This is a genomic window from Amycolatopsis sp. NPDC039088 (assembly GCF_055598845.1).
Genome location: NZ_JBVKAE010000066.1, coordinates 1 through 26,406 on the forward strand (window position 1 = coordinate 1; position 26,406 = coordinate 26,406).

A 26,406-nucleotide genomic window follows, 5' to 3' on the forward strand; every position below is an offset into this window, starting at 1 on the left:
ACCCAGAGTCCCTCAAGGAGGCCTTCACGGACTTACCACCCACCACGCCACCTTTGCCTTACCCCTCAATAGAACCCGAATCGCCACTCACGACCCCCTTCCGCACATATAGGCACCTACCGGATGTCGGGCCCGCGCATCGCGAGCCCGTTCTCCGAGACGCTGGCCCTCTGGCCACGAGTACTCGGTCACGTCATGACCATGCCATCCGGAGCGGACACCATCGACAGCGAAGGGCGAGTCAGCGCGCGTGGCAGATCAGTGAATCCCTCGACCCTCGCGCTCCTCCCGGACTCGCGCTTCCCGGCGACGCAGGTCTGCCCGTTCCAACCAGCTGTCGATCGCGTCGTAGCCCGCCATGCTGAGCCCGAGTAAGCCGACAATGCCGGTGATCACCGCAGCGGGGATCAGGTCCAGCACCGAGCACAGTACGGCCACGCCCAGCAGGACGGCGCCAAGACCGAGATTCCACTTGCCGAAGCCACTCAAAGCCGCCACCTGTCTCTCCGCGCGGCCACGCCGCGATCATTTCCGTTAGCCTGATCATCATGGGGGAAGGCGACGAGTGTGACATGCCGGCGGTCGCCGTGCGCTGGTTTGACGACGAGCCGCAACCCGGTCTGGTCGAGGTCGAACTGACCGACCGGCACGGCACAGTCCACCGGCTGATCCACAAGACCTACTTCTTCGAGGGTGACGACCTGCTCCTGCCAGACGCCGAGTACCCGATCGACGTCGCGGTCCGGGGCACCGTGGTCGCGGTCGACGAGGACGCGCTCACCGTCCAGGCCCACCACATCCCCGGCAGGCGCTCCGCGGACGACCTGATGACGTTCGAGGTCGCTCTGTCCGCTGTGCGGCCCGTCGCCATCTTTCTCGAGGGCGAGCTGTGTCAGTTCGACGCAGAGGCGGTCGCCCTGCTGGACGACAGCTACCCGGGGGTGGTCATCGTCGAGTTCACCGACGCCTACGGTCGCCCACACCAGCTGGTCGACAAGGTCCCTTGCTTCGGCAACCACGAAGCGCTCGCTCCGGACGCGAAGTACCCGGTCCCCGTCACCGTCGACGTCGTGGCCGGCGCATCCAAGGGCGAAGTGACCGCGGTCAGTACCCGCTGGCTGACCTCGTCCGAGAATCTCCCGTTCGTCTTCGACATGCCGGCCACAGCCCTGCGCAACGCAAGCCCCCCAGACCGCTGGATGTGACGGCGACACGTCTGCCGCCAGGACCGCGCCGGGCAAGGTGATGTACTGAAAGTCCGGAGAAGGATAGGCAGAACGTGGTTTCCACCAGGCACGACGGAGACACCTGGGACCTGACATCCAGCGTCGGCGCGACCGCCACCGTGGCAGCGATGGCCAGGGCCATCGCGACCCGCGCGGATCGCTCGCTCATCGACGACCCGTTCGCCGAACCCCTCGTCAGGGCGGTCGGCATCGACCTCCTCACCCGGCTGGCGACCGGCGAACTGCCCGCCGACGACTTGGTCGGGCAGGTGGCGATCGACGGAGCCAAGGTGCATACCAAGTTCTACGACGAGTTCTTCCTCGACGCGACGAACGCGGGCATCACGCAGGCCGTGATCTTGGCCTCGGGGCTGGATTCCCGCGCATACCGGCTGCCCTGGCCGACCGGGACCGTGCTGTACGAGGTCGACCAGCAGCAGGTCATCGAATTCAAGACCCGCACACTGGCCGAGTTGAGCGCCACGCCCACCGCCGGCCGGCGCGTGGTCGCGGTCGATCTGCGTGACGATTGGCCGACCGCACTGCGCACCGCCGGATTCGACCCGGCCCTGCCATCCGCGTGGAGCGCCGAAGGCCTGCTGGGCTACCTGCCGCCCGAGGCGCAGGACTCCCTGCTGGACACCATCACCGAACTCAGCGTGACGGGAAGCCGGGTGGCCACCGAAAGCAGGCCCAACCCGCGGCCGGGCGACGAGGACAAGATGGAGGAAGGTCTGCGCCGCATCTCCGAACGCTGGCGTGCGCACGGTTTCGACACCGACATGGTGAGGCTGCGATATTTCGGGGAGCGCAATGAAGCTGTCCCCTACTTGACCGGCCTCGGCTGGGCGCTGAACGGAATCAGCATCCGAGACCTGTTGGCCGCCAACGGCCTTCTGCCCCTCAAGGACGACGAGTTGCGTATGGGCGACGTGCTCTACGTCAGCGGCGTCCTCAACAAGACCACGAGGTAGCGGCTACCCCGGCATGACGGCCGACTCGGCTCGCGGGATCGTCGAAAGCATCGGGGTGACGCGGCCGATCTCGGCGGTGTGAGTGAGCGCGCTGATGCATGAGAGCCGGGCTGAGGGCCGATGCCGTCGCCAGGATACGTCTCACTCCGTCGACGCCACACAGGTTTGTCGGTGACCTCGACGTCGGGGAATCCAGCGCGCGGCAGTTGCCTGAGCAGATCCAGTCACCGTGTGCGGATTTGAACTGGCTCGAATGCTTTCCGGTTACCGGCTCCCACCCGGTTGAGTAGCCATGTTCGCGAGAGATCGCCCGAAGGAGGACAGACGCCGGCTCGTCTCCGAATCGAGAACCGGCAAAGAACGATCTTGCTCACCACTCGTGCCGCCGTGACGGCGGCAGACGAAGGGGAAAGAAATGCGAAAATCGAAGCTGCTCCCGCTGGCAGTCCTGACGGCCGCGGTGTTGACGGCCTCGGCTGTGGCGTCCGGAACCGGTGTCGCGGCGGAGAACGGCGGCACGACCGTCATGGCGGGCGGCCAGTGCACCGGGTCATGGGTCGATGTCCACGAGACCGTGGTCGCCAGGGCCCGGCCCGACGCGGCGTCCCCGAAGATCTTCGACGTCTTCGCCGGAGAGACGTTCCCCTGCCGCAAGCTGGTCGTCGGTGTGGGCTACAAGGCGTGCGGATACACCGGCATGAACGGGTGGATCCTGGTACAGGACGGGATCATGCGCCACAACGGGTATGCCGGGTGGTCGGGCTACATCCCCAGCGTCTGCACAAGCGACAGGTAGAAGTCACTCTCAGCTCTCTGAGACATCATTATCGGATCCATGCGCGTCCTTAGTGAAAAGTTAATGACCCATGGTTGCGTGAAGCCGGGAGCGGTTCCGTAATACCGCTCGCCCGAAGGGAGTAAGCATGGGAATTCGAAGTGGTGCGGGCACCACGGGAAAGGAACTCACATGATGGCGAAATTAGGCAGGCTCGGCGACCGGCTGCTCAGCAAGATCGTTCCGGTCGTCGAGGCGCAGGCGGGTGGGGCTGGAGCCAGCGCGCAGATCTTCTGCTACTGCCTGAACCACCAGGCCAGGTACCGCTCTTGTGCAGGGTGCGGCTGCCACCTGCTCCTCGACTGCTGATCAGGAGGATCCGATGGTCACACTGATGGAACGCCTGGGTGAGCGCATCCTGAGCGTGTTCGTCCCGATCGTCGCCGACGCGGCGACCACCGCGGCGTGCACTTACCCGAACTGCGGCGGTTGCTTGAACTGTATCCAACGGTATCGCCGTTGCTGCAACGGCGTATGCGGTAGTTGTCAGATGGCCGAAAGTTGTTGCGGCGGCTGATTTTCCGTCTCCGGGGCGGTGGGCACCTTCCGCCGCCCCTCCCCCGTCGGGAGAAATGATGTCCTACGTCGTATTCGGCTGCCGGTGCGCGCTCATCGTCGTGTTCGCGATGTCCGCGATTTCCAAGTCCCGGAATCGGGAGTCGTTCGCGGCGTTCCGCCGGGCCACCGTCGAGCTGGTACCGGCCGCACGCGGTCACGGCACCGCGCTGGCCGCCTCGGTGGTCGTCGCCGAGCTTCTCATCGTCGTGGCGCTGGCTGTGCCGAGCACGGCGACCGTCGGGCTGCTGGCGGCCGGTGCGCTGGTCACGACGTTCACGGTGGCCATCGCCGCGGCCCTGCACCGGGGAGTCACGGCGTCGTGCCGGTGCTTCGGCGGCTCGGCCACTCCCCTGGGCACTCGCCATCTGGTGCGCAACGCACTGCTGATCTTGCTCGCCGTCCTCGCGCTCGTCCTTCCCGGTCGTGACGACGTCGGGAGTGATCCGGCCGCACTGGTTCTGGCCGCCGTGGCCGGTGTCGTCGTGGCCTCGTTGGTGATCAGCTTCGACGCCCTCGCCGACCTGTTCCTGGGTGTGCCGCCGCCCTCCACCATCACGAAGGGATCCCCTCATGACCGTCCTGTCCGTCGCCGTCGCGCTCGTCGGGATGCTGTGCCTGCTCGACCTCGTGCTCACCCTCGGCGTCATCCGCCGGCTGCGTGACCACACCGCCCGGCTGACCGCGTTGCAAGCCGCGCCCGGGGAGACGGCCATCGCCGCACCCGGCGAGCTGGTCGCGCCGTTCACCGCGACCACTGTGGACGGTGCGACCGTGTCGTCCGACGACCTCGCCGGAGCGAATCTGGTGGCGTTCTTCTCCCCGGACTGCCCGGCGTGCGAGCAGGAGCTGACGCCCTTTGTCGACTACACGGGAACCTTTCCCGGTGGTCCCGAGCGGACGCTCATCGTGATCACCAGTGAAACCGGCGGTGCGAAGTACCATTCGGCGCTCAGTGGGCTCGGCCGGATCGTCACCGAGGCCGAGCTGACCGGTCCGGTCCAAAAAGCCTTCAAGACGCGCGGTTACCCCGCGTTCGTCGTGGTCGTGGACGGGTCGGTGATGCAGTCCTCGCACTCGGTGGCGGATCTCCCGCAGCATCAGCCCGCATGAGTGCGGCCGATCCGGCTCGCGCGGGGGTCCGCCACTTGCGCGCCGCGATCGTGCTCGCGTTCGCCGCCAACCCGGCCGCGGCGACGGGGCAGCTCGTGGTCGCGATGCTGGCCGGCGCCGCGCCGGTGGCGGTGGCGTGGCTGACCAGGACCGTCCTGGACGGGATCGCGGCCGGCTCCGGCCGGTCGTTCGTGAGCCTCGCGCTCGCACTGGTCGTGGTCGGCGTATGCGCCGCCGTGCTGCCGAACGTGGAGCGATACCTGCGGGCCGAACTCGACCGGTCGGTCGGGATCCTCGCTCGCGACCGGCTTTTCGCCGCGCTGGAACGACTTCGGGGGCTGCGCAGGCTCGAGGACCCGAATTTCCACGACCGGCTGCAGTTGGCCGCCGACGCGGGCCGGGCCAGCCCGCCGTCGGTGTTGTCCGGCGCGGTCGAACTGGCCAGGGGCGCGATCACCGTGGTCGGCTTCGCCGTGTCCCTGCTGCTGATCGGGCCGTTCGTGACCGTGATCGTGCTGATCGGCGCCCTTCCGGTCGGGATCGCGGAGTTCGCGTTGGCACGGCAGCGGGCCCGGATGATGTGGGAGGTCGAGCCGGCGCAGCGGCGCGAACTCTTCTACGCGCAGCTGTTGTCCGGCCCGCGCGCGGCCAAGGAGGTCCGGTTGTTCGGGCTCGGCCGGTTCTTTCGCACCCGGATGGTGACCGAGCTGCGCGGGATCTACGGGGCCGAACGGGTACTGGACCGCCGGGAGCTGCGGGTGCAGGGGCTGCTCGCGGTGCTGTCCGCCGGGATCGCAGGCTACGGGTTGTTCTGGGTCGTGGACGCGGCCGCGAACGGCGCGGTGAGCGTCGGGGACCTGGCCGTGTTCGTCGCCGCGGTGGCCGGGATCCAGGCCGCGCTCGCGTCCGGTGTCGACCAGGCCGCGCGGATGCACCAGGCGCTGCTTCTGTTCGACCACTACGTGTTCGTCACCGCCGTGACCGGCGACCTGCCGGTGTCCGCGACGCCGATACCGGTACCGCCACTGCGGCGGGGCATCGAGCTGCGTGACGTGTGGTTCCGCTACAGCGAAGACCACCCGTGGGTGCTGCGCGGGGTGACGCTCACCATCCCGGTCGGGAGTGCGCTGGCACTCGTCGGGCACAACGGCGCCGGCAAGTCCACGGTGATCAAGCTGCTGTGCCGGCTCTACGACCCGGACCGCGGCTCGATCCACTGGGACGGCGTCGATCTCCGCGCGTTCGACCCGGACGAGCTGCGCACCCGCATCGGCGCGGTGTTCCAGGACTACATGGACTACGACCTGACCGCGGCGGAGAACATCGCGGTCGGTGACCTCGACGCGCTGACCGACGAGTCACGACTGCGAGCCGCGGCTCGGCGGGCGGGTGCGCACGAGTTCATCGAGGCGCTTCCTCGTGGGTACGAGACGATGCTCAGCCGGATCTTCACCGACAACGTCGACCGGGACGACCCGTCCACCGGTGTGGTGCTCTCCGGCGGGCAGCTGCAACGGCTCGCGCTGGCGCGCGCGTTCCTCCGGGACCAGCGCGACCTGCTCATCCTGGACGAGCCGAGCGCAGGCCTGGACGCCGAGGCCGAAGCCGACATACACACCCGGCTGCGCGCGCACCGGGCCGACCGGACCAGCGTGCTGATCTCCCACCGGCTGGGCGCGGTGCGCGACGCCGACGTGATCGCCGTGCTGTCCGACGGGCGGATCACCGAGGTCGGCGACCACGACGAGCTGATTTCCGCCCGCGGGATATATCACCGGCTGTACACGTTGCAGGCCAAGGGATACCACGAGGAGGTGGCCTTGCCGTGAGCGCCATCGCGATGGTCGTCGCGGCGGCGCTCGCCGCCGTCCTGGTCGGGCTGCGCTTCCGATTCGTGCGCGTCATCGTGAACGGCACCAGCATGGTGCCGACGCTGCGGCCCGGCGACCGGGTGCTGGTTCGCCGGGTGGCCGCGCGCTCGCTCGAACGGGGTGATCTCGTCGTCTTCGCCAGGCCTCGCGAGGAACAGCGTTCCTGGATGATCAAACGGGTACTGGCCGCGCCCGGCGACCGGGTGCCGCGCGCAGAGGTGCCGGTGCTGTGGGGATACCAGGAGCCGCTCGTGCCGCCCGGCCGGTTCGTCGTGGTCGGCGACAATCCCGAGGACAGCTACGACTCGCGTCAGTTCGGCTATCTGAAGGCCGAGACGCTGCTTGGGGTGGTGGTGGGCTCGCCACGGCGCGGATCGGCGCGTCGAAATCGAAGATGGCCACTCGGCGAGCAGCGGAGAACCGGTATTTGAGCCGGTCCGAATCCGGCGCGACGGCTGCTACCGTCGGCCGGTGTTCACGCTGCGGGTCGACGCCGAGACGATCTCCAGGACACGTTGGTCGCCATCGCCGGCGTCGGAGTCCATGGCATGGCTGAAACTCACCGCCGCCTCGGGCAGGCATCCGGTGTTCGGGGATCCCGGCGCGCTCGCCCGCGCGTCACTTGCCCATCGGGACGTCGCGCTGCTCGTGGACCTGTTGCCGAGGGGTGGCGACACTTACCTGCCTGATCTGCTCACTCCGCAACCTGGAGCGGATACCCGGCACGGCGACTTGATCGAGGAGCAGATCGCTCGGATCGAAGCGACAACGCAGGACGACCTGGAGAGCCAGGTGTTCACCTACACCCAGGTCCATTGGAGCAGGCCGCTGTCGGCCGCCACCCGTCGGCTCGCGGAATCCGGACGGCTGCAACGACGCCTGGCCAACGGCTTGGCTCAGTTCTGGCGAGTGGCGTTGTCCGACAGCTGGTCCGAACTCGGCTCGATCGTCGACCAGGACATCTCTCGTCGTGCGAAGTCCGTTGTCGGCCATGGTGTCGGCCGGACGCTCGGGGAAATTCATCCGGATATCGGTTGGGTAGGTGACGCTGTCACCCTGGCCAAGCCGTGGGACGGTGAACTCGATATCGCCGGCCGGGAACTGGTTCTCGTGCCCGGCGTGCTCACCTGGCCCGACGTCATCGTCCAGGTGGATGTTCCAGGGGAGGTCGTCGTCTACTATCCCGCCACCCGCATCGGAACAGGCCGGGACCACAAGACGGGAGCGATCGCGCAGGTCGTCGGTTCCGCACGCGCGGCCTTGCTGGAGGACCTGGAAACCGCGCGATCGACCGCGGAACTCGCCGACCGGACCGGATACAGCGCGGGCACCGTCTCCTATCACCTCAGCGCGCTGCATCGCGCGGGCCTCGTCAGCAAGGTCAGGGACAGGCGCTATGTGCTGTACCAACGGACGCCCCAAGCGGCGGTTCTGCTCGAAGACACCCACGACTAGGCCGTCGCGCGGCCACACCGTAGGTCCGTGGGCTCAATCGTGGTCGGGGATCCCGTGGAGGTGGTGGTCGGCCGCGTTCATGACCTCCGCCAGCAGGCGCCGGACGTGCCCCCCGCGGGCGCGGTAGAGGATCCGGCGGCCGTCCCGGCGTTGCGTGACCAGTCCGGCCAGCTTGAGCTTGGCCAGGTGCTGGGACACCGCCGGACGCGCGATGGCCACCGCGGCCGCCAGCGACGCGACGTCGTACTCCTCGCCGCTGATCAGCCACAGCATCCGCATCCGGGTCGGATCCGCCAGCATCCGCAGCGCCGTGGACGCGGCCTCGACCTGGTCGTCCGGCGGCAGGTGGGACCACTGGTCGCCAGTTTCGTCATGTGCGTACATGAGCACCTATCATGGAAGGAACGTCGAACGAGAGGAGCGGTGGAGCGTGTCGTTGTTCGGTCATCGGGACTACCGGCATCTGTTCGGGGCGCAGCTGGTCGCGCTGTTCGGCACTGGATTGACGACCGTAGCGCTCGGCCTGCTGGCCTACGACCTGGCGGGAGCCGACGCCGGAGCCGTACTGGGCACCGCACTGGCGATCAAGATGATCACCTACGTCACGGTCGCGCCCCTCGCCGGGGCCTACGCCGACCGGGTACCGCGCCGCCTGTTCCTCGTCTCCCTCGACGTCGTCCGCGCACTGGTGGTCCTCGCGCTGCCCTTCGTCGACCAGGTCTGGCAGATCTACGCCCTGATCGTGATCCTGCAGTCCGCGTCGGCCTCGTTCACGCCGACCTTCCAGGCGGTCCTCCCGGACATCCTGCCCGACGAACGCGACTACACCAAGGCACTGTCGCTGTCGCAACTCGCGTCGACGATGGAGAGCCTGCTCAGTCCCCTGCTGGCCGCCGCCGTGCTCAGCCTGGTGTCGTTCCACTGGCTGTTCACCGGCACGTCGATCGGATTCGCGGCCTCCGCCGCACTGGTGATGAGCACCCGCGTCCCCGACGCGAGCCGCAGCGACCGTGACAGCGTCTGGGACCGCACCCTCGCCGGGATCAAGGTTTTCACCGCGACCCCGCGCCTGCGCGGAACACTCGGCCTCGACCTGACGGTCGCCGCGATCGGGTCGGTCGTCATGGTCAACACGGTCAACTACGTCCAGGACACCCTCGGCCGGGCGCAAGCCGACGTCGCGCTCCTCCTGGCGGGCAACGGCATCGGCACCATCCTGGTCGCGATCCTTCTCCCCCGCGTACTGGACCGGATCCCGGAACGCACGGTCATGCTCACCGGCGGCGGCGTCCTGCTCTCCGGAATGGCAGGCGCGATCGCACTGTCCACAGCGGACAGTGGCGGCTGGCGCTGGGCCGTGGCACTGACGGTCTGGGCGATCATCGGCCTCGGCACCGGCCTCGTCCTCACCCCCGTCGGCCGGGTCCTGCGCAAGTCCAGCCGTCCCAGCGACCGGCCCGCGATCTTCGCCGCCCAGTTCTCGCTGTCCCACGCCTGCTGGCTGCTCGCCTACCCCATCGCCGGCTGGCTCGCCACCACCGCCGGATTCACCACCACCTGGCTCGTCCTCGGCGCCCTCGGACTACTCGGACTCGCCGTCACGATCCGCTCGTGGCCACGACACGACCCCTCGCTTCTCGAACACACCCACCACGGCCCCATCGATCCCAGTCACCTCACCGACGCCTTCCAGGCCGACGACGGCACGTGGCGGCACAGCCACGAGTTCGTCATCGACCAGGACCACCGCCGCTGGCCCGCCGACTTCTCGGCACGAAGTGTCGATCGCGGCAGCTCCCGTTCGACGCATTGACGAACGCGCGCTTCATCGCCGACCCGGGCGGTCGCCGGATCGCACTGGTCCAGTGGCCCATACGGCTGGTCGGAGGAAGGAGAATGAGGATGGGTAGGACGCCACTGCGGCTGTACATGTCCATGTCGGTCGACGGGTACATCACCGGGCCGGACGACCGGCCGGGCCAGGAACTCGGCCGTGACGGAGGGCGGCTGTTCAACTGGCTCGACGACCGGATGTCCGAGGGGATCAACGGCCGGGTGTACGCCGAGGCCTGCTCGACCGGCGCCGTGATATCCGGACGCCGCACATTCGAGCTGGCCAAGCGTTGGAACGGCGACCACCACGACGGCGTGCCGATCCACGTGCTCACCCACACCGTCGACCCGGCCGACGAGCCACCGGGCAGCGCGAAGTTCTACACCGACGTCGACGCGTGTGCCGACCAGGCCCGGGAAGCGGCGGGAGATCGAGCCGTACTGGTCCATGGCGCGGGTGCGGCGCAGGCGTTACTGGCGGCAGGGCAGCTCGACGAACTCGAACTGCATCTCGTCCCCGTGCTGCTGGGTGACGGACGGCGGCTGTTCGAGCCGAGCGGACTCGGCCACGTCGAGCTGGAGCTCGTCCGCCGTCTCGAAGGGCGCGACGTCACACATCTGCGTTACCGCATCGTCCATCGAGGTGGGCCGGTGAGATCGGCCTGTAGCAATAGAGGAGACGACACGAAACCCTGTCGTGAGTAAGCGGGAACGGCACGGGTGCTGGAGTGCACCGTCACACGTTCCAGTTCGAGGCTGTGGGCAAGTTCCAGAATTCTCGTGATGAGCCGCCCGCCGAGGCCGTTGTCACGTTCCTCCGGCACGACGTACACGCACTGCACATCGCCGGAGGACCGCTCAAGCGCACGAGGGGTAGGCACGCGCTGGCTGATCGCCAACCACGCCATGCCGATCACCACGTCACCGCGGACCAGGACCAGGCAGCGGTGCGAGGACGCGTTTCCCCGCGCCCACGCCACGAAATGGCGTACGAACTCGCCGCGTGTGGTAATCGGCGTTCCCTCGTATTCCAGGGTCCATCGCCACCGGAGCCCGGCGACAGCTTCCAGTTCGTCGTGCCTGGCGAGGCGGATGGCGAGAGTGTCCACCTCGCTATTCTGACGATCATCGGGGTCTGCGTCGACAGCGCGCCACACCTGGTTCAGTGACACCGATGAGCGGGATTTACCAGGGCAACAACGCGTCTCCCTCAAGTCGCATCGAGTGCATTCAGCAGTCGCAGGTATGACGCATCCTCCCCGACGCCGGTCGTGTCGAGCTGGATCGCGCGAGGACGCCTGGCCAGATACTCATCAAGGTGACCACGGATCCTGTCGACCATGTCGGACTCGGGATCTTCCAGCACCGTCTGGAGCCGTGCCTCGACAGCGTTGGCCGGACGCTTGCCTCGCAGGCGTTGAAGATGCTCGCGGTGCTCGTCGGCATAGCGACGGGCGAGAGTCGACTTCCCCACACGTGAGGGACCATTGAGGTGGATCAGACGCGCCATGACACGACCCTATGCGTCCAGGGCCCAGGCCGACGGAGCTACGGTGAGCAGGTGGGGGCCCGTAAATCCGCCGCTCGACCGGCACCTTCGCGAGGCTGACCCGCCCCGACGGGAACCGGAGCGGGTCAGCGGGTGTCACGAGTGCCGCGAAACGATGGCCGGACGCGCGGCCGCCGCGGTTCCCGCCGTCGGCACCGGCAAAGGATGGGGCGCGATGTCGAGGTCGCCGTTCGGGAGCAGGCCGTCGACGAGGTATTCCTTGCCGATCCGCTGAGCCTCCCCATTGACCATCGCCGGATGGCTGCCGAACACGCAGTGGGTGCCCGCCCCGCGCTCGGTCACCAGCACCGAACTCGGCAATTGCCGGTGCATCGCGACGGTGTTCGCGTACGGCGTCGCGGAGTCTCCTTCGACGCCGAAAAGCAGAATCGGCGGCAGTTTCCTCCCCGAAGGCACGATCCGCTGGTCATGCACCGGCCAGTTGGCGCAGGCGGACGGAATGGACACGTTGTACCAGGCGAAATCGCTGGTCTCGGCCAGCTCACCGAAGTCGCGTTCGATCTTGGTCCGGTCCGTCGGTGCGTCGGAGTCGACGCAGGCGATCGAGATCATTCCCGCGATGGTGCGCTCGCCCTCCGCGCCACCTGATGGAGTCGCCCAGTCCAGTACGGCACGATCGTCACCGCGCAGGACGTAGTCGGCCATCGCCTTCGCGAGGGGTTCCCAGTAGAGCTCGTGGGAGAGGTTGGCGATGTAGACGTCCATCAGTTCCACCGCGCCGACGTTCTTCGACGGCCCGCGCGGCGCCTTCCGGAAGTCGCCGAGCAGCTTCTTCCAGGCCGCGTTCACCTCGTCGTGGGTTTTGCCGAGATGGAACACGTTGTCGTACTTGGCGATCCAGCTCAGGTAGACCTGTTCACGGGCGACTCCCGCGGTGACCTGCCCGGTCGAATTGTGGTACCACATCTGCGGTTCCACCGGATTCATCGAGCTGTCGAGGATCATCCGGTCCACCCGGTCCGGATACCGTTCGGCATACGCGCTGCCGAGGTAGGTACCGTAGGAATATCCCAGGTAGCTGATCTTCTCCGCGCCGAGCAGCGTGCGCACGCGGTCCATGTCCTGGATGACGTTGCGGCTGCCGGTGTACCTCAGCTGTTCGCCGTTCTTCTCCGCGCATGAGCGGGCGAAGGCTTTCCACGTTTCCCAGCTCTTGTCCCGTTCTTCGGGCCGGTCCGGGTCGGGCTGCAGCTGACGCCAGTAGTCCTCGCCGACGCAGCTGAGCGGCTGGCTGTGGCCGGTGCCGCGGGAATCGAGGCCGACGATGTCGTAGGCCTCGAGCACTTCCTTGGGCAGCCGCGTGTACCCGGTCGCGTTCGGAAGGGACAGCTTGCCTGCCAGCATCACCGCGGAACCCGCCGGGCCGCCGGGGTTGACGAACAGCACGCCGCGCCGTTTCGCCGGGTCGGTGCTGGTGTGTTTCGAGACGAGCACGTCCATCCGCGCGCCGAACGGCCGCGAATAGTCGAGCGGGACGTTGACCGTCGCGCATTTCAGTGCCGGATACGCCTGGGCGACATCCGCCGGGCAAGCCCCGAAGTCGAGCTGCGAAGCGGCATACGCCGGTGTACTGACGGCCGCCGCGGAGCTCATGGCGAGCAGCGCGGTCAGGCCGATGGTGAGGAATCTCCTCATTCGAACCCCCAGTTCGATCGGACCGGGGGACTGTAGCGACAACGCCGACCATTCGTCCGCGCATTCGCCAAGATCGTGCTGGGGCCCCTCGCGTTCCGACGGCGGAACGCGAGGGGACGACCTCAGCTCGCGCAGCGCCAGACGACCGGCGTGGACCATCCGGCGGTGCCGCCGATCCGTCCGTCGTCACCCACGACCGAAACGCGGCCGCCCGAGGCGCCGTCCGGCAGCGGAAGCCGCGTCGGCTGCCCGGTGGCATCCCATACCGCGGGCGGGCCGATCTGCTGGGTGTCGATCTGGCCGCCGACCGCTCCCGACCGGTTGATGGCGAAGACACCGGTGTTGCGTTCGAGGCGACGCGGCGACCGAGGGTCGTCCCAGACGAAACCGTCGCCCGTGTACCGGCCGTCCGCCGACAGGGTCGCGATCACCTTGCCCGCGCCGATGGCGACCGGCGAGGCGTCGTCGTAACCCGCCGGAAGCGCGTAGGAGGTGAGGGCACCGTCCTTCCACGTGTACGGCCCGCCGGTACCGTCCCCGAAGAGGACCGTGCCGTCCTCATCGATGTCGACAGGGTTCGAGAGGTGCTCCGTGTTGGTGATCGCGACGGGATTCCCGCCCGCCGGCCACAGCACCGGCATCTCGTAGTACGGATCGAGATGGGCGACGACGCCGACCACGTCGCCGCGGGAATTGATGGCCGAAGCCCGCGGGTAGCGGTGTCCCTCCAGCGTCGGCAGGAACCGGTAGGTACTCCCGGAAAGGACGAACGACGCGTAGTCGGTCGAGCCGGGCGTCGCGGCGTAACCGACGATGTCGCCCCAACGGTTCTGGTCGTTCACGGTCGCCCTGTCGTAGCCGGCCGGGATGTCCCGCAGCGTGAACCCGCCGTGCTTCCACCGGATGATCCGCGACACCGAGCCGTCCGAGACCTGCCCGGAGAATTCGCCCCGTCCGTCGGTGCCGTCGACCGAGGCGGAAACCGTGCCCGCCGGGACCGGCAGGGTCTTGGCCTGCCAGGTGCACGCCACTTCCTGGGCGGCCGCCGCTTCGACGGGCGCGGCGAGCAGCGCGCCGAGCGCGATCATCCCGGTGACCAAGGCCGTTCTGCGGGATTTCGGTGTGGGCGTCATGTCGTCCCCCTGATCTGAGTCAGCCGGTCTTTCCAGCCGCACCGGGACGTTCGCAGATCCGTGGGCACGGTGTCTGCGTCAGCTGACACAGATCCCGGACGGCTCGGCCGATGTGACGGCCACCACACGGCGGCCCCATCCGTTCGGGGGACGAATGCGGCGATTTCGGCCAAACTCTCGTCGTCGTCACCGACTGGGGGGACGACGTGTACGAGAAATGAGTCCGATTTTGTTCACCAAGCTACGGAGAACCGCGGCCCTCACCGCCGCGGTCGCGATCGTCGCGGGACTGTTCGGTCCGGTAGGTGCGGCGGGTGCCGCGCCACAGGACGACATCCTCGACCAGCTCAAGCGGATCCCGGGTCTGACGGTGCTTTCCGAGGGCACGCCACCGGCCCCCGAGCATCGCTATTTCGTGCTCGCCTACACGCAGCCTGTCGATCACCGCCAGCCGAACGGTGCCACCTTCCAGCAACGGTTCAGCCTGGTGCACAAGTCGGTCGACCGGCCGATGATCCTGCACACCACCGGGTACGGGCTTTACCCGACATCGTTCCGCACCGAGACGACCCAGATCGTCGGCGGAAACCAGATCTCGACCGAGCAGAGGTTCTTCCCGCCGTCACGGCCGGAGCCTGCGAACTGGGACCAGCTCACCATCTGGCAGGCGGCGACCGATCACCACCGGCTGGTAAGCGCGCTCAAGCCGCTCTACGCCAAGAAGTGGCTCTCCAGCGGGGCCAGCAAGGGCGGGATGACCTCGGTCTACCACAGCCGCTTCTACCCGGGTGATGTCGACGGCGTCGTCGCGTATGTGGCACCGAACGACCGCGACAACGACGAGGACAGCGCCTACGACCGGTTCTTCGCGTCCGTCGGCCCCGATGCCTGCCGCGCCACGCTCACCGACCTCCAGGTGGAGGCGTTCGAGCGAAGGCCGGAAATGGTCGCCCTGCTGACGCAGTACGCGGCCAAGTTCGGCTGGACCTACGACAAGATCGTCGGCAGCCTTGACCAGGCGTTCGAAAAGTCGGTGATGATGCTCGGCTGGGCGTTCTGGCAGTTCCTCGGCAAGGCGGAGTGCGCGAAGGTGCCGCCGACTTCCGCCACCACCGAGCAGATCTTCGAGTACATCGACAACACCGTCGCCTTCGGTTCGTTCAGCGACAACGACCTCGGCGAGATGACGCCGTACTACTTCCACGCGATGACCGAACTCGGCTGGCCGCAGCCGCAATTCGCGCACCTGCGTCCCTATCTCAAGTACCCGGACTCGTCGTCGGTGTATTCCAACGTTCCACCGGAGCTGCACCGGACGCACAACCCGGGTCCGATGCTCGACGTCGACCGGTGGGTGCGCACTTCCGCGCAGCGGATCATGTTCGTCTACGGGGAGAACGACCCCTGGAGCGCCGAGCGGTTCACGCCGAGCCCGCACGACTCGCACCTCTACACCGCACCCGGTGCGCACCACGGGGCGAAGATCTCTCTTCTCGCCGACGGTGACCGCCTCGCGGCGACCGACATCGTGCGCCGCTGGGCCGATGTCGGGTTCCAGACCGCCGGTACCCAGGCGGTGATCAACCCGGCCGAACTCGAGGTCATCCGGACGCCGCTTCCGTTCTGATCCTCATGCTCGTGGGCGCTTTCCTCGAACCAACCGGGGAAGGCGCCCACGACGGCCGTGACACGCCGTTGGTGGGGCTGGCCCCAGCAGGCGATCGGGGGCATCCCCGATGGTGTCCGCCTCGCCCGGCCGACAGGCTGGCCGAATGTCGACCTCTCCTTCTCGTCGTGGCTTCCTCAAATTGAGTGCCACCGCCACCGTCGCCGCGGCGTCCCTGGGTATCGCGGGCACGGCATCCGCGGCCGGACCGCCGCGGCTCACGCCGTTGCGGATCCCTACTCCCAGCGGCACTTTCGACGCTGTCGCCGCCGGGCCGCGGCATGGCCGGAAAGTGCTTCTGTTGCACGGCTTCCCCGAATTCGGCCTTGAGTGGGACCATCAGTTGCGCGCACTCGCCGCCGCCGGATACCGAGCGGTGGCACCCGACCAGCGGGGCTACTCGCCGGGCGTGCGGCCTACCGGGATCGAGAACTACCGGTTGGATCATGCCGTCGGGGACGTCCGTGCGATGGCCGACGCCCTTGGCTGGCACCGATTCGACCTGGTCGGGCACGACTGGGGTGCCGCGGTCGCCTGGATCGCCGCGGCGAAGTACGCACGCCGGGTGCGTTCGCTGACCGCTGTCTCCGTGCCGCATCTCGGTGCCTTCGCCGAGGCGCTGCGAACCGATCCCGCGCAACAGGAGGCCTCCAAGTACATGGAGTTCTTCCGGCAGCCCACTCCGCTCCCGGAGGACTCGATTCTCGCGTCGGGGCCACCCAAGCTGCCGGGCGTCGCGCCGGAGAAGTGCGCGGAGTACTTCCGGCGGCTTTCCCAGCCGGGTGCCCTGACCGCCGCGCTGAACTGGTACCGGGCAAACGACTTCACCGGCTACGAGCAGCGGGTCACGGTACCCACGCTCTTCATCGCGAGCACGAACGATGCCATGGTCGCACCGTCGGGCGTGGCCGCGACCGGAAACTGGGTCACCGGACCATATCGGCTGGAGAACCTCGCGGGCGTCGGGCACAACATCCCCGAAGAGGCCGCCGAGACCACAACTGCACTGCTTCTCACACACCTCGCTTCGGTGCGTTCCTGACAGCTCGCTGGAGGCGGACGCCCACCGCCGTGACCGTCACACCGCTGCGCCGCCTGAGCCGGTTTTGACGTGGTGACCCGCAACGATAACGATGTCGGAGTGACGCGACGTTCCTCTGCCACGCCCAGCATCCGCGATGTCGCGGCAGCCGCGGGTGTCTCTTATCAAACCGTGTCACGGGTCCTGAACGACTCGCCCAACGTCAATCCCGACACCCGGAGCCAGGTACGGGACGTCATCGAGCGGCTCGGCTATCGTCCCAACCGGGCCGCACGGGCGCTCGGTTCGGGGCGCTCGAATTCGGTGACCGTCGTCATCGCGAATACGACGTTATACGGCTATGCCTCCACTCTCCAGGGGATCGAGGTGGCCGCCCGTTCGGCGGGGCTCGCGGTCGGCGTCCGGGTGGTGGAGTCGGATCGTGCGGTCGACGTCCGGCACGCGGTCGAGTACGTGAGCGATCCCAACGCGGGCGGCATCGTGGTGATCGCGTTCGACGCCGCCGGGGCGGGCGTGCTGCGTGCCCTTCCGGCGGACGTCCCCGCCGTGGCCGCGACGGAAGCCGGCGGACTCGGCGGCACCTCGCGGTCGATGATCTTCCTGGACGAACGGCAGGCCGCCGAAGACGCGACGAAGTACCTGCTGTCACTGGGACACCGCACGGTGCACCACGTCGCGATCCCCTCGGAGACCGGCACCAGCGCCCGGCAGGCGGGGTGGCGCGAAACGCTCGAAGCGGTGGGCGCTCCCGCTCCGGCGGTCGTCCCGGCGGGATGGGACGTACGGTCGGCCTATCTCGCCGGACGTCGGCTGGCGGCCGATCCGGACGTGACGGCGATCCTGTGCGGCAACGACGACACCGCCTTGGCAGTCCGCCGAGCCCTCCACGAAGCGGGCAGGGACGTCCCGGGTGACGTCAGCATCATCGGTTTCGACGACGTTCCGGGTGCGGCCTACTGGACACCCGCGCTCACCACCGTGCGGATGGACTTCGTGGGCTTGGGGCAAGCGTGCCTGGCGGCGATCGCGGCCGAGCTCGCCGGAATGCCGGAGCCGGTCACCGAATTGGCCGCGCCGTCCCTGGTGATCCGGGAGTCGACAGCGCCTCCGCGCGATGGCCGTTGAGCGACCGCCGGCCGAAAGTGTTCGTAACAACAAGGTAACTCGGTCTTCTCATCCGAAGGTGTTAACGGTCACACTTCTGCCTCATGTGACCGGTCACATGGACCTTGATCAGCACCGACGAAGGACAGGAGCAAGGGTGATCTCGTTGGAGTCCACCACTAGCGTGGTCTGGGGCCACTCGGCGTTGGAACTCGTCGTGGACCTGACCCCGGACGGGCCGGTCGGTGTCCGGACGTTGTCGGACCGCAGCCGGCACGACCACCCGAGAGCGCTGCAACCACTGGTGGAGCTGCTGGTCGCGGGCGAAGGCCGGGCCAGGGCCTCACACCGGTTCTCGGAGACCGCCCTCGGCCGCCGCATGGTGTACGCGGGCTCGACCCGCGACGAGGACGAGCGATGGCGCGTGCTGCACATCGACGTGCGTGACGAGCGGACGGGGCTGGTCGCGCGGACGTCGTTCCGGTCGGCCGACGGGGTCTCGGCCTGCCAGATCACCACCACGGTGACCAATCACGGCGAAGCGCCGGTCCTGTTGCAGGGCGTGACATCTTTCGCTTCCGGCTTCCCGGGAGCGCGAGCCGAAGACCTCGACCTGCTGCGGGGTGACAGCGAATGGCTCGGCGAGGGCCGCTGGAGCCGTCACCCGCTACGCGACGACGTCACGCCGGATCTCAATCTCCGGCTTCACGGCCAGGACGGCCGCGGCCGGTTCGCGGCGGTCAGCACGGGCACCTGGTCCACCGGGATCCACCTCCCGACCGGCGGGATCATCGATCGCCGGAGCGGCCGGACGTGGCTGTGGCAGGTAGAGCACAACGGGGCGTGGCGCTGGGAGGTCGGCGAGCGGATGGACGGCGCGTATCTCGCGTTGCTCGGACCGACGGACATCGACCACCAGTGGCAGCATTCCCTGTCCCCCGGCGAATCCTTCACCACCGTGCCGGTGTCGGTCGCCGTCTCCGAGTCCGGTTTGGACGGTGCGGTCGCCGCGCTCACCGCGCACCGGCGCGAACTCGTCCGCCCGCACCGCGACCGGTCCGCCCTGCCGGTGGTGTTCAACGACTACATGAACACCCTGATGGGCGACCCCACCACCGCGAAACTCCTTCCGCTGGTGGACGCGGCCGCCTCGGTCGGCGCGGAGGTCTTCTGCATCGACGCGGGCTGGTACGACAACGGTTCGAGCTGGTGGGACAGCGTCGGCGAATGGCAGCCGTCCCAGACCAGGTTCCCGCGCGGCATCGAGGAAGTACTCGGCCACATCCGTGATCGCGGCATGGTGCCCGGCCTGTGGCTGGAACCGGAGGTGATCGGCGTGCGCAGCCCGATGGCCGACAAGCTCCCGGACGCGGCGTTCCTCCAGCGCGGTGGTGTCCGGCTGATCGAACACGACCGGTACGTCCTGGACCTGCGCCACCCGAGCGCCATCGCACATCTGGACGGCGTGGTCGACCGGTTGGTCGAAGAGCTGGGCGTGGGCTACTTCAAGCTCGACTACAACGTCGACCCCGGCGCGGGCACCGATCTGGACGCCGACAGCGTGGGAGCGGGTCTGCTCGCCCACAACCGCGCACATCTGGCCTGGCTGGACCGCGTGCTGGACCGGCATCCCGACCTGATCCTCGAGAACTGCGCGTCGGGCGCGATGCGGATGGATTACGCGTTGCTGTCGAGGATGCAACTGCAGTCCACCAGCGACCAACAGGACTATCTGCGCTACCCGCCGATCGCCGTCGCGGCGCCGCTGTCGATCCTGCCCGAGCAGTCGGCCAGCTGGGCCTACCCGCAACCCGACATGACGGACGAGCAGTTCGCCTACACCGTGTGCACCGGGCTGCTCGGCCGCCTCTACCTGTCGGGTCGCCTCGACGGCATGTCCGACGAGCAGCTGGAATCCGTACGCGCCGCGGTGCGGGTCTATCAGGATCTCCGTACCGAACTGACCGCCGCGGTCCCGCTGTGGCCGCTCGGTCTCCCCGCCTGGAGCGATCCGTGGCTCAGCCTGGCCCTGCGGTCCGGCGACGTCACGCATGTCGCGGTGTGGCGCCGCGGAGAGGACAACGACAGCGTGACGCTGTCCTTGCCACACCTGCGAGGCTGGCACATCGATATCGAAGTGCGCTATCCGCGGGAGCTGCCCGCGTGGACGTCCACTTGGGACCCGGCCACCGGATCCCTGACGCTGACACCCACCCGGCACGCGAATGCCTCAGCGCGGCTCTTCCGGATCGTCACCGGCGCGGCGGCCGCGACCACGTCCCCCACTCCCACCCAAGGATCGGCACGATGAAGAACTGGATCGCCGCCTCCGTCGCGGCACTCATGCTGGGCCTCACCGCGTGCAGCGACCCCTCCGCGAGCGCACCGGCCGACGCCGCGGCGACCATTTGGCCGGATCCGCTCGCCAAGCTCGACGGCGTCAAGCTGACCGTGTGGGCGGCACAGAACAGCAACGCCGTGCCGAAAAAGGTGGTGGAGTCGTTCGAGAAGGCGACCGGTGCCGACATCGAGGTCGTGACGATCCCCGATCCGTACGAGCAGGGCATCCAGACCAAGGTGGCCACCGGCGACAAGCCGGACCTCGCCTTCTGGCAGCCCACCGCGTCGATGCTCACGGCCATCAACGCCAAGACCAACCTCCAGCCGCTGGGCGACGCGCCCTGGCTGGCGAAGATGGCTCCCGAACTGCGTGACCTCACCGGCATCCTCGACGGCACGCGCTACGCCGCCCTGATCACCAGCCCGGCCGTCGAAGGCGTCTACTACAACAAAGAAGTCTTCGCCGCCAACGGAATCACCGAAACACCGAAGACCTTCGACGACATGGTCGCCACCGCCCGCACGCTCAAGGGCAAGGGCGTCACCCCGTTCTTCGAGATGGCCGGTGACCGGTGGGCGACCCAGTGGTGGGTGCAGGTCCAGCTCGCCGACGCGGCGAAGAACGGCCTCTGGGACAAGCTCAACACCAAGCAGGAGACGTTCGAAAGCCCGGTCGTGCTCGACTCGATCAAGAAGTACAAGTCGCTGATCGACGAGGGACTGTTCAATACCGACATCAAGACGGCCAAGCTCGAGGACCAGAGCGCCGCGCTGCTCGACGGGAAGGCCGCGATGGCGGTTCAGGTCAACTCGTTCTTCGGACGGCTCCAGGCCACCGCCGACACCGCGACGCTGGACAAGAAGATCGGCTTCTTCCCGATCGCGCCGTCCGGTCAGATCGGTACCTTCATCCCGGACCAGACCAACGCCCTGGTCGCCTTCCGCACCGGTGACACCCGACGCGAGGCCGCGGCCCGGCAGCTGCTGGCGTACTGGATGGGCCCCGGCTACCAGGAGTTCGTCACCGATCGCAAGACCGTCTCGCTCCAGCCTTCGGTCCCGAACCCGGCGGGCGTGCCCCAGGCTCTGCTCGACGTGCACGCGGCCTTGCCGCAGGCGGTCGGTTCCATGCAGGCACTGGCTGTCGCCAACCCGGATCTGTACATCAACCTCGCCGACATGATCGTGGGAACCATGACGCCGGAACAGGTGGCCAAGTCCACTCAGGACCAATTCGCCCAGCTGGCCAAGGCGGCCGGAGCACCCGGCTTCTGACCGGAACGCCGAAGGAGCCCCACGAGATGCCCACCGCAGAACGAACGCTCGTCGTGGAGCGGCCGGCCCCCCGGCCCGCTCCACGGGCGGGTGTCGGTAACCGTCCGTCGAGTACCGCCAAGCGAACGCATCCGATGTGGTTCCTGGTCCCCGCGTTCGCCATCCTGCTCGTCTTCTTCTTCCTGCCGACGCTGTTCAACTTCATCTACGCGTTCACCGACTGGTCCGGTTTCAAGTCCTCGATCAACCCGACCGGACTGGACAACTTCACCCAGCTCGCCTCGGACGGCACGCTGCTGCGGGCGGTGCGGATCACCCTCGTCTACGCGGTGCTGGTCGCGCTCTTCCAGAACCTCTTCGGTTTCGGCCTGGCGGTCCTGCTCGAACGCGACAACCGGCTCAACCGCGTCGCGCGGATCTTCTTCCTCATCCCGGTGCTGATGTCCGCGCTCGCGGTCGGCTATATCTTCCAAGCACTTCTGAAGCCCGAGGGCAGCCTCAACGACCTGATCGGCGCGGTCATCGGCCGCACGTTCGATTACGCGTGGCTCGGCGACACCACGTGGTCGATCGTCGTGGTCGCGCTGATCCACTCGTGGAAGTGGATGGGTCTGTCCATGCTCATCTACTTGGCGGGCCTCAAAACCGTCCCGGACGACATCCTCGAAGCGGCCCGGATCGACGGCGCGTCGCGCTGGCGCACGTTCTGGACCATCAAATCCCCTTTGCTGGCACCGGCGATCACGTTCAACGTCGCCACCGCCCTGCTGGGCTCGATGAACGGGTTCGACGTCGTCCAGGCCACCACGGGCGGCGGTCCGGCCCGCACCACGGAAATCCTCAACATCTTCATCTACCGCACGTTCGGCCAAGGCCTGTTCGCGCAGGCGACCGCGATGAGCCTGGTGCTGTTCCTGCTCGTCGCGTTCCTGGCCTTCCCGGTGATCCGGACCCTGCGCAAACGAGAGGAGATCCTGTGACCGCCGCCGGAAAGCCACGCGACCACCGGCACACCGTCAGCGACGCGCGGATCTGGGCCAGGCTGCAACCCGCGGTCACCACGCTGCTCGTCCTCGGCCTGATCGGGATCCCGCTCTGGCTCGTCCTGGTGACCGCCGCCAAATCACAGGGCGAGGCCCTCGACCCGGATCTCTCCCTGCCCGGTCGCTGGCAGCTTTTCGAGAACCTGCGCCAGGTCTGGGTCGAGGGCGAGGTTCCGCTCGCCTTCTTCGGCAGCCTGCTCGTCGTCGTGCCCACCGTCGTCGGCGTCCTGACCTTCGGGTCCATGGCCGCCTGGATCCTGGCCCGCCGCGCCACCCGGCTCAACGCCGTCCTGTACGCCCTCGGCATCAGCGGCATCGTGCTGCCCCCGGCGGTGGTGACGGTGGTGCTCCTGCTGCGCCAACTGGGTCTCGCGGGCAGTGCCATCGGCATGATCGGGGTCTACCTGGGCATCTACCTGTCCACGGTCATCTTCTTCGTCACCGGCTTCGTCCGGACCATCCCGACGTCGCTCGAAGAGGCGGCACAGATCGACGGAGCCGGTCCCTTCACGGTGTTCCGGCGGATCGTGCTGCCGCTGCTGCGACCGGCGCTCGCGACCGCCACCATCCTCATCTGCCTCTATGTGTGGAACGACGTGTTCTATGCCTTCTTCGTCGTCGGCGGACGACTGGACACCTTGCCGCTCAACCTGTTCCGCGTCGCCAGCGCCGGACTCTATCTCAACAACTGGCATCTCATCTTCGCCTACGTGGTCCTGATGAGCCTGCCTTTGATCGTCGTACTGGCCGTCGCCCAGCGAAAGATCATCTCGGGTATCACCAGCGGCGCCGTGAAATAAACACCAACTCCCCCACCGATTCGGAGTCCTGATGCGACAACGATCAGTGGCGTGCGCGGCACTCGCCGCGCTCGTCCTCACCGCACTGTCCCCCTCCGCCACCTCCGCCCAGACCGCCGCGGCCGAAACCCTGCGCGTCGACCTGGCCTCCTCCACCGGAGCGTTCTACGGCGGCGCCACGGGAATCCTTTATGGACTCGGCGACCCCGGCGTCCCTTCACAGGACCTGATCGCCGGCATGCGCCCGCGCACCATCTCCCAGAAGGCACCGGACGGCGAGCAGCACCCCAATGGTGACGCCCTGGTCGTCGCGGACGGGTTTTTCGCCGCGGGCGGCACCGATGTGCACATCTACGCGCAGGACACCTACAGCAAGTGGCCGTATCAGGAACTCGGCATAGACGACTACATCTCCCGGCTCAAACCGCAATTGGAGAAGGTGGCGAAGCGGCCCGACCGCGACCGTTTCGTGTGGACGATCTTCAACGAGCCGGACGGGATCTGGTACGAGGACTGGGCGAACAAGAAGGAGAAGTTCTTCGCCGACTGGACCAGGGTCTACCGCACGGTGCGGTCGGTACTGCCCAAGGCCCGGGTCGCCGGTATCGGCGAAACCCGGTACCGGTCCGACCACCTGCGCGAATTCCTCGCCTACGCCAAGGCCAACGACGTGCTGCCCGACGTCACCACCTGGCACGAACTCGGCCCGGACTCCCTGGCGCTCTACCGCGGTCACTACGAGGACTACCGGAACATCGAGCGGTCTCTCGGCATCACGCCGCGGCCGATCAACATCAACGAGTACTCCAACCGGCGTGACACCTCCGTGCCCGGCCAGATGATCCAGTGGATGACCATGCTGGAGGACACCAAGGTCGACGGGCAGCTGGCCTACTGGTCGCTCGCGGGCAACCTCAGCGACCACGCCGTGCGGGCGGGCCGCGCCAACGGCGGCTGGTGGCTGACGAAGTGGTACGCCGACCTTTCCGGTGACACGGTCCGGGTGACACCGCCCCGTCCCGACACCAGGGACACGTTGCAGGGCATGGCCACCTTCGACCGCGGGGACCCCAAAGCGACCGTGCTCCTCGGCGGCACCGCGAACGCGGTGAACGTCGCGATGACCGGTCTGGACCGGAAGGTGTTCGGCTCGCAGGTCGATGTGCGGGTCGCCAAGACCACTTGGTCCGGTTACGAGGGCGACGCCCAGCAACCACCGACCCTCGTCGCGTCCCGCCTCCGCGTGCAGGACGGCAAAGCGACGATTTCCGTGCCGGGTGGTGACCCGCTCGCCGCCTACCAGGTGATCGTCACCCCCGCCGGACTCGGCACGCCGCCCGCGGCGACCGCGCCGTGGCAGGCGAACTACGAGGCCGAGTCGGGCACGGTGGAGAACGCTCGCGTCGTCGTGCAGGACGACGGTTCGGGCTCGTGGGACATGGCCATGCGCTACACCGCGTCGGGCCGTAAGGACGTCGGGTTCATGAACGATCCCGCCTCACGCGTCACCGTCGAGGTGGATGTGCCGCGCACCGGCACGTATCGGCTCGGTGTCGTCTACGGCACCAACGCTTTCGTCGGCCAGCAGGCGCTCTACGTCGACGACGCGCACGTTCGGGACCTGACGCTCCCGGCGACCCTGAGCTGGTCCTATCGGGGCAGGCTGGACACGCCGGTCGCGCTCTCCGCAGGCAAACACCGCATCTCCTTGCGTACCAGCGGTCCCGGCGGTTTCCTCGGCGGAAAGTCGGATGTGACACTGGATCGCTTCGACCTGACCGAGATCACCGGTCCGGAACGGACGGAGTACCCGCTCGCCGACGCACGCCGATCCGGCGGCACGGTCGACCGAGGCGCACGAGCGCCCGGCGCCGTCGTCCTCGCTCCCGGGCAGAAGGTCACCACCTACCTGTCCGCCGCCGAGGACGGTTACCACAAGCTGTCCACGTCGTGGACCGGTGCGGGGCCCAGCAAGCTGGGGCTGACCCTGTCCGGCCGCCGGGTAGCGGGCGGTGATCTGACCGCGAACCACGCCGGCCTGTGGACCGGCAGCACCACGGTGCATCTCAAGGCAGGCGTCACCGAAGCCGTGTTGTCCAACGAGGGACGCACTCCACTGGTGGCGGGCACGCTGACTCAGGTGCGGGACGCCGGCGCCGACCGGAACGCTGTCCGCGTCGAGGCCGAGGCGGGCAAGCTCGCGGGCGGCGCGGCGGTGACACCCGGCGGTTGGGCGTCCGGAGGCTCGTACGTCGGCTGGCTGGGCAACAATGGCACACTGACCGTTCCGCGGCCCGACGCGGTCCGGAAAGCCGGCCAGTACAACCTCACCGTCGCCTACGCGCAGGCCGACAAGAACACCGGGCATCCCTACAACACCGACGCCATCACCAGGACGCTCGTGACCACGGAAGACGGCGGCAAGGCGACCCGCGCGCCCTACCGCCACAACTACACGTGGGACGGCTTCTGGCCGGAAACGTCACCGCTGGACCTGATCACTCGAGGCGGCTCACTCACCTTCGGCAACCCCGCGGCCTGGGGACCGAACGTCGACTGGGTCCAGCTCGCTCCGCTCGTCGTGGCGAACACCGTGAAGTCGGGGCTCTGACTTTCCGCAATGTCCGTGAAGGCCTCCTTCCCTACTCTCAAGGCAGGGGCCCGGCAAAGTCGCATAACTGCTGGTCGGCTGCATCGCTAGCGCGGGTCAAGGCGAACGTGTCGTGGCGGACCCGGCGGGAGCGGGTTCACGCAAAAGGGGCCTCACCTGGCTCCCGACTGTCCATAAGGGACACTTCTCGGGGCAAATGTGTCCGATTTGGGTGAGTTGCGGGGTTTGGTGAGGGGGTCGTGAGTGATGTGGGTCGTTCTATTGAGAGGTAACCCAAACGTGGCGTGCCCCGGCGTGGGTCCGGACCGGCTGACGGGAGCGGGGA

General features: G+C 67.9%; 25 protein-coding genes. 19 read left to right on the forward strand and 6 right to left on the reverse strand.

The annotated features are described in order from the left end of the window. Positions 1 to 258 precede the first annotated feature (258 nt). On the reverse strand, positions 259 to 498 hold the full coding sequence (locus tag ACZ7KI_RS41820) for a hypothetical protein (RefSeq protein ID WP_470278543.1): 240 nt from the start codon (positions 496 to 498) through the stop codon (positions 259 to 261). A 50-nt stretch (positions 499 to 548) separates the two neighbouring features. Between ACZ7KI_RS41820 and ACZ7KI_RS41825 the strand changes: the two genes are divergently transcribed. From ACZ7KI_RS41825 to ACZ7KI_RS41865, 9 genes are all read left to right on the forward strand, one after another. Further along, a complete protein-coding gene (locus ACZ7KI_RS41825; protein WP_470278544.1) occupies positions 549 to 1,205 on the forward strand; it encodes a hypothetical protein in 657 nt (218 codons plus the stop codon). A 74-nt stretch (positions 1,206 to 1,279) separates the two neighbouring features. After that, positions 1,280 to 2,200 carry an SAM-dependent methyltransferase gene (locus ACZ7KI_RS41830; RefSeq protein WP_470278545.1) on the forward strand — a complete coding sequence of 307 codons (921 nt, stop codon included), beginning with the start codon at positions 1,280 to 1,282 and terminating at the stop codon, positions 2,198 to 2,200. A gap of 415 nt (positions 2,201 to 2,615) precedes the next feature. Further along, the gene (locus tag ACZ7KI_RS41835) at positions 2,616 to 2,996 is read left to right on the forward strand and encodes a hypothetical protein (protein ID WP_470278546.1); all 381 of its coding nucleotides are present in this window, start codon (positions 2,616 to 2,618) and stop codon (positions 2,994 to 2,996) included. Positions 2,997 to 3,167: 171 nt separating this feature from the next. Then, on the forward strand, positions 3,168 to 3,344 hold the full coding sequence (locus ACZ7KI_RS41840; protein WP_470278547.1) for a hypothetical protein: 177 nt from the start codon (positions 3,168 to 3,170) through the stop codon (positions 3,342 to 3,344). A gap of 266 nt (positions 3,345 to 3,610) precedes the next feature. Next, positions 3,611 to 4,255, forward strand: coding sequence for a MauE/DoxX family redox-associated membrane protein (locus ACZ7KI_RS41845; protein WP_470278548.1), 645 nt, complete (start codon positions 3,611 to 3,613; stop codon positions 4,253 to 4,255). Next, a complete protein-coding gene (locus tag ACZ7KI_RS41850) occupies positions 4,164 to 4,703 on the forward strand; it encodes a peroxiredoxin family protein (protein ID WP_470278549.1) in 540 nt (179 codons plus the stop codon). Before ACZ7KI_RS41845 ends, ACZ7KI_RS41850 begins: the two co-directional genes overlap by 92 nt. After that, complete coding sequence (locus ACZ7KI_RS41855; RefSeq protein ID WP_470278550.1) at positions 4,700 to 6,532, forward strand: ABC transporter ATP-binding protein; 1,833 nt, start codon at positions 4,700 to 4,702, stop codon at positions 6,530 to 6,532. The genes ACZ7KI_RS41850 and ACZ7KI_RS41855 overlap by 4 nt, the downstream gene beginning before the upstream one ends. Next, positions 6,529 to 7,005 carry a signal peptidase I gene (gene lepB, locus ACZ7KI_RS41860; RefSeq protein WP_470278551.1) on the forward strand — a complete coding sequence of 159 codons (477 nt, stop codon included), beginning with the start codon at positions 6,529 to 6,531 and terminating at the stop codon, positions 7,003 to 7,005. The genes ACZ7KI_RS41855 and lepB overlap by 4 nt, the downstream gene beginning before the upstream one ends. 40 nt (positions 7,006 to 7,045) lie before the next feature. Next, on the forward strand, positions 7,046 to 8,029 hold the full coding sequence (locus ACZ7KI_RS41865; RefSeq protein ID WP_470278552.1) for an ArsR/SmtB family transcription factor: 984 nt from the start codon (positions 7,046 to 7,048) through the stop codon (positions 8,027 to 8,029). A gap of 33 nt (positions 8,030 to 8,062) precedes the next feature. Here ACZ7KI_RS41865 and ACZ7KI_RS41870 read toward each other — a convergent pair whose 3' ends face one another. Further along, on the reverse strand, positions 8,063 to 8,413 hold the full coding sequence (locus ACZ7KI_RS41870) for an ArsR/SmtB family transcription factor (RefSeq protein WP_465503239.1): 351 nt from the start codon (positions 8,411 to 8,413) through the stop codon (positions 8,063 to 8,065). Positions 8,414 to 8,459: 46 nt separating this feature from the next. On the opposite strand from ACZ7KI_RS41870, the gene ACZ7KI_RS41875 reads away from it, so the two are divergent. Both ACZ7KI_RS41875 and ACZ7KI_RS41880 read left to right on the forward strand, forming a co-directional pair. Next, positions 8,460 to 9,842 (forward strand): MFS transporter, encoded by a 1,383-nt coding sequence (locus ACZ7KI_RS41875; protein ID WP_470278553.1) that lies wholly within the window; start codon positions 8,460 to 8,462, stop codon positions 9,840 to 9,842. Between the two features lie 89 nt (positions 9,843 to 9,931). Next, positions 9,932 to 10,567, forward strand: coding sequence for a dihydrofolate reductase family protein (locus ACZ7KI_RS41880; protein ID WP_470278554.1), 636 nt, complete (start codon positions 9,932 to 9,934; stop codon positions 10,565 to 10,567). Here ACZ7KI_RS41880 and ACZ7KI_RS41885 read toward each other — a convergent pair. The 4 genes from ACZ7KI_RS41885 to ACZ7KI_RS41900 all read right to left on the reverse strand — a co-directional run bounded on the left by ACZ7KI_RS41885 (position 10,486) and on the right by ACZ7KI_RS41900 (position 14,200). Beyond that, positions 10,486 to 10,971: a GNAT family N-acetyltransferase gene (locus ACZ7KI_RS41885; RefSeq protein WP_470278555.1), complete on the reverse strand. Its 486-nt coding sequence runs from the start codon at positions 10,969 to 10,971 to the stop codon at positions 10,486 to 10,488. The genes ACZ7KI_RS41880 and ACZ7KI_RS41885 overlap by 82 nt on opposite strands. Before the next feature lie 101 nt (positions 10,972 to 11,072). Next, positions 11,073 to 11,372, reverse strand: coding sequence for a hypothetical protein (locus ACZ7KI_RS41890; RefSeq protein ID WP_470278556.1), 300 nt, complete (start codon positions 11,370 to 11,372; stop codon positions 11,073 to 11,075). A gap of 135 nt (positions 11,373 to 11,507) precedes the next feature. Further along, positions 11,508 to 13,067: an alpha/beta hydrolase gene (locus ACZ7KI_RS41895; RefSeq protein WP_470278557.1), complete on the reverse strand. Its 1,560-nt coding sequence runs from the start codon at positions 13,065 to 13,067 to the stop codon at positions 11,508 to 11,510. A 122-nt stretch (positions 13,068 to 13,189) separates the two neighbouring features. Then, entirely contained in the window at positions 13,190 to 14,200 is a 1,011-nt protein-coding gene (locus tag ACZ7KI_RS41900) for a hypothetical protein (RefSeq protein WP_470278558.1), read from the reverse strand. A gap of 217 nt (positions 14,201 to 14,417) precedes the next feature. Here ACZ7KI_RS41900 and ACZ7KI_RS41905 point away from each other — a divergent pair, with 217 nt between their 5' ends. The 8 genes from ACZ7KI_RS41905 (at position 14,418) to ACZ7KI_RS41940 (ending at position 26,081) form a co-directional block, all read left to right on the forward strand. Then, on the forward strand, positions 14,418 to 15,827 hold the full coding sequence (locus ACZ7KI_RS41905) for a S28 family serine protease (protein ID WP_470278559.1): 1,410 nt from the start codon (positions 14,418 to 14,420) through the stop codon (positions 15,825 to 15,827). Positions 15,828 to 16,008: 181 nt separating this feature from the next. Next, positions 16,009 to 16,908, forward strand: coding sequence for an alpha/beta fold hydrolase (locus ACZ7KI_RS41910; protein WP_470278560.1), 900 nt, complete (start codon positions 16,009 to 16,011; stop codon positions 16,906 to 16,908). Between the two features lie 99 nt (positions 16,909 to 17,007). Continuing rightward, positions 17,008 to 18,033, forward strand: a complete 1,026-nt coding sequence (locus ACZ7KI_RS41915; protein WP_470278561.1) for a LacI family DNA-binding transcriptional regulator — start codon at positions 17,008 to 17,010, stop codon at positions 18,031 to 18,033. Between the two features lie 145 nt (positions 18,034 to 18,178). Continuing rightward, the gene (locus ACZ7KI_RS41920) at positions 18,179 to 20,323 is read left to right on the forward strand and encodes a glycoside hydrolase family 36 protein (RefSeq protein ID WP_470278562.1); all 2,145 of its coding nucleotides are present in this window, start codon (positions 18,179 to 18,181) and stop codon (positions 20,321 to 20,323) included. Beyond that, positions 20,320 to 21,627 (forward strand): ABC transporter substrate-binding protein, encoded by a 1,308-nt coding sequence (locus ACZ7KI_RS41925; protein WP_470278563.1) that lies wholly within the window; start codon positions 20,320 to 20,322, stop codon positions 21,625 to 21,627. The genes ACZ7KI_RS41920 and ACZ7KI_RS41925 overlap by 4 nt, the downstream gene beginning before the upstream one ends. Positions 21,628 to 21,653: 26 nt before the next feature. Beyond that, positions 21,654 to 22,607, forward strand: coding sequence for a carbohydrate ABC transporter permease (locus ACZ7KI_RS41930; RefSeq protein WP_470278564.1), 954 nt, complete (start codon positions 21,654 to 21,656; stop codon positions 22,605 to 22,607). Continuing rightward, positions 22,604 to 23,470, forward strand: a complete 867-nt coding sequence (locus ACZ7KI_RS41935; protein WP_470278565.1) for a carbohydrate ABC transporter permease — start codon at positions 22,604 to 22,606, stop codon at positions 23,468 to 23,470. Before ACZ7KI_RS41930 ends, ACZ7KI_RS41935 begins: the two co-directional genes overlap by 4 nt. A gap of 31 nt (positions 23,471 to 23,501) precedes the next feature. After that, positions 23,502 to 26,081 (forward strand): carbohydrate-binding protein, encoded by a 2,580-nt coding sequence (locus ACZ7KI_RS41940; protein WP_470278566.1) that lies wholly within the window; start codon positions 23,502 to 23,504, stop codon positions 26,079 to 26,081. Positions 26,082 to 26,406: the final 325 nt, after the last annotated feature.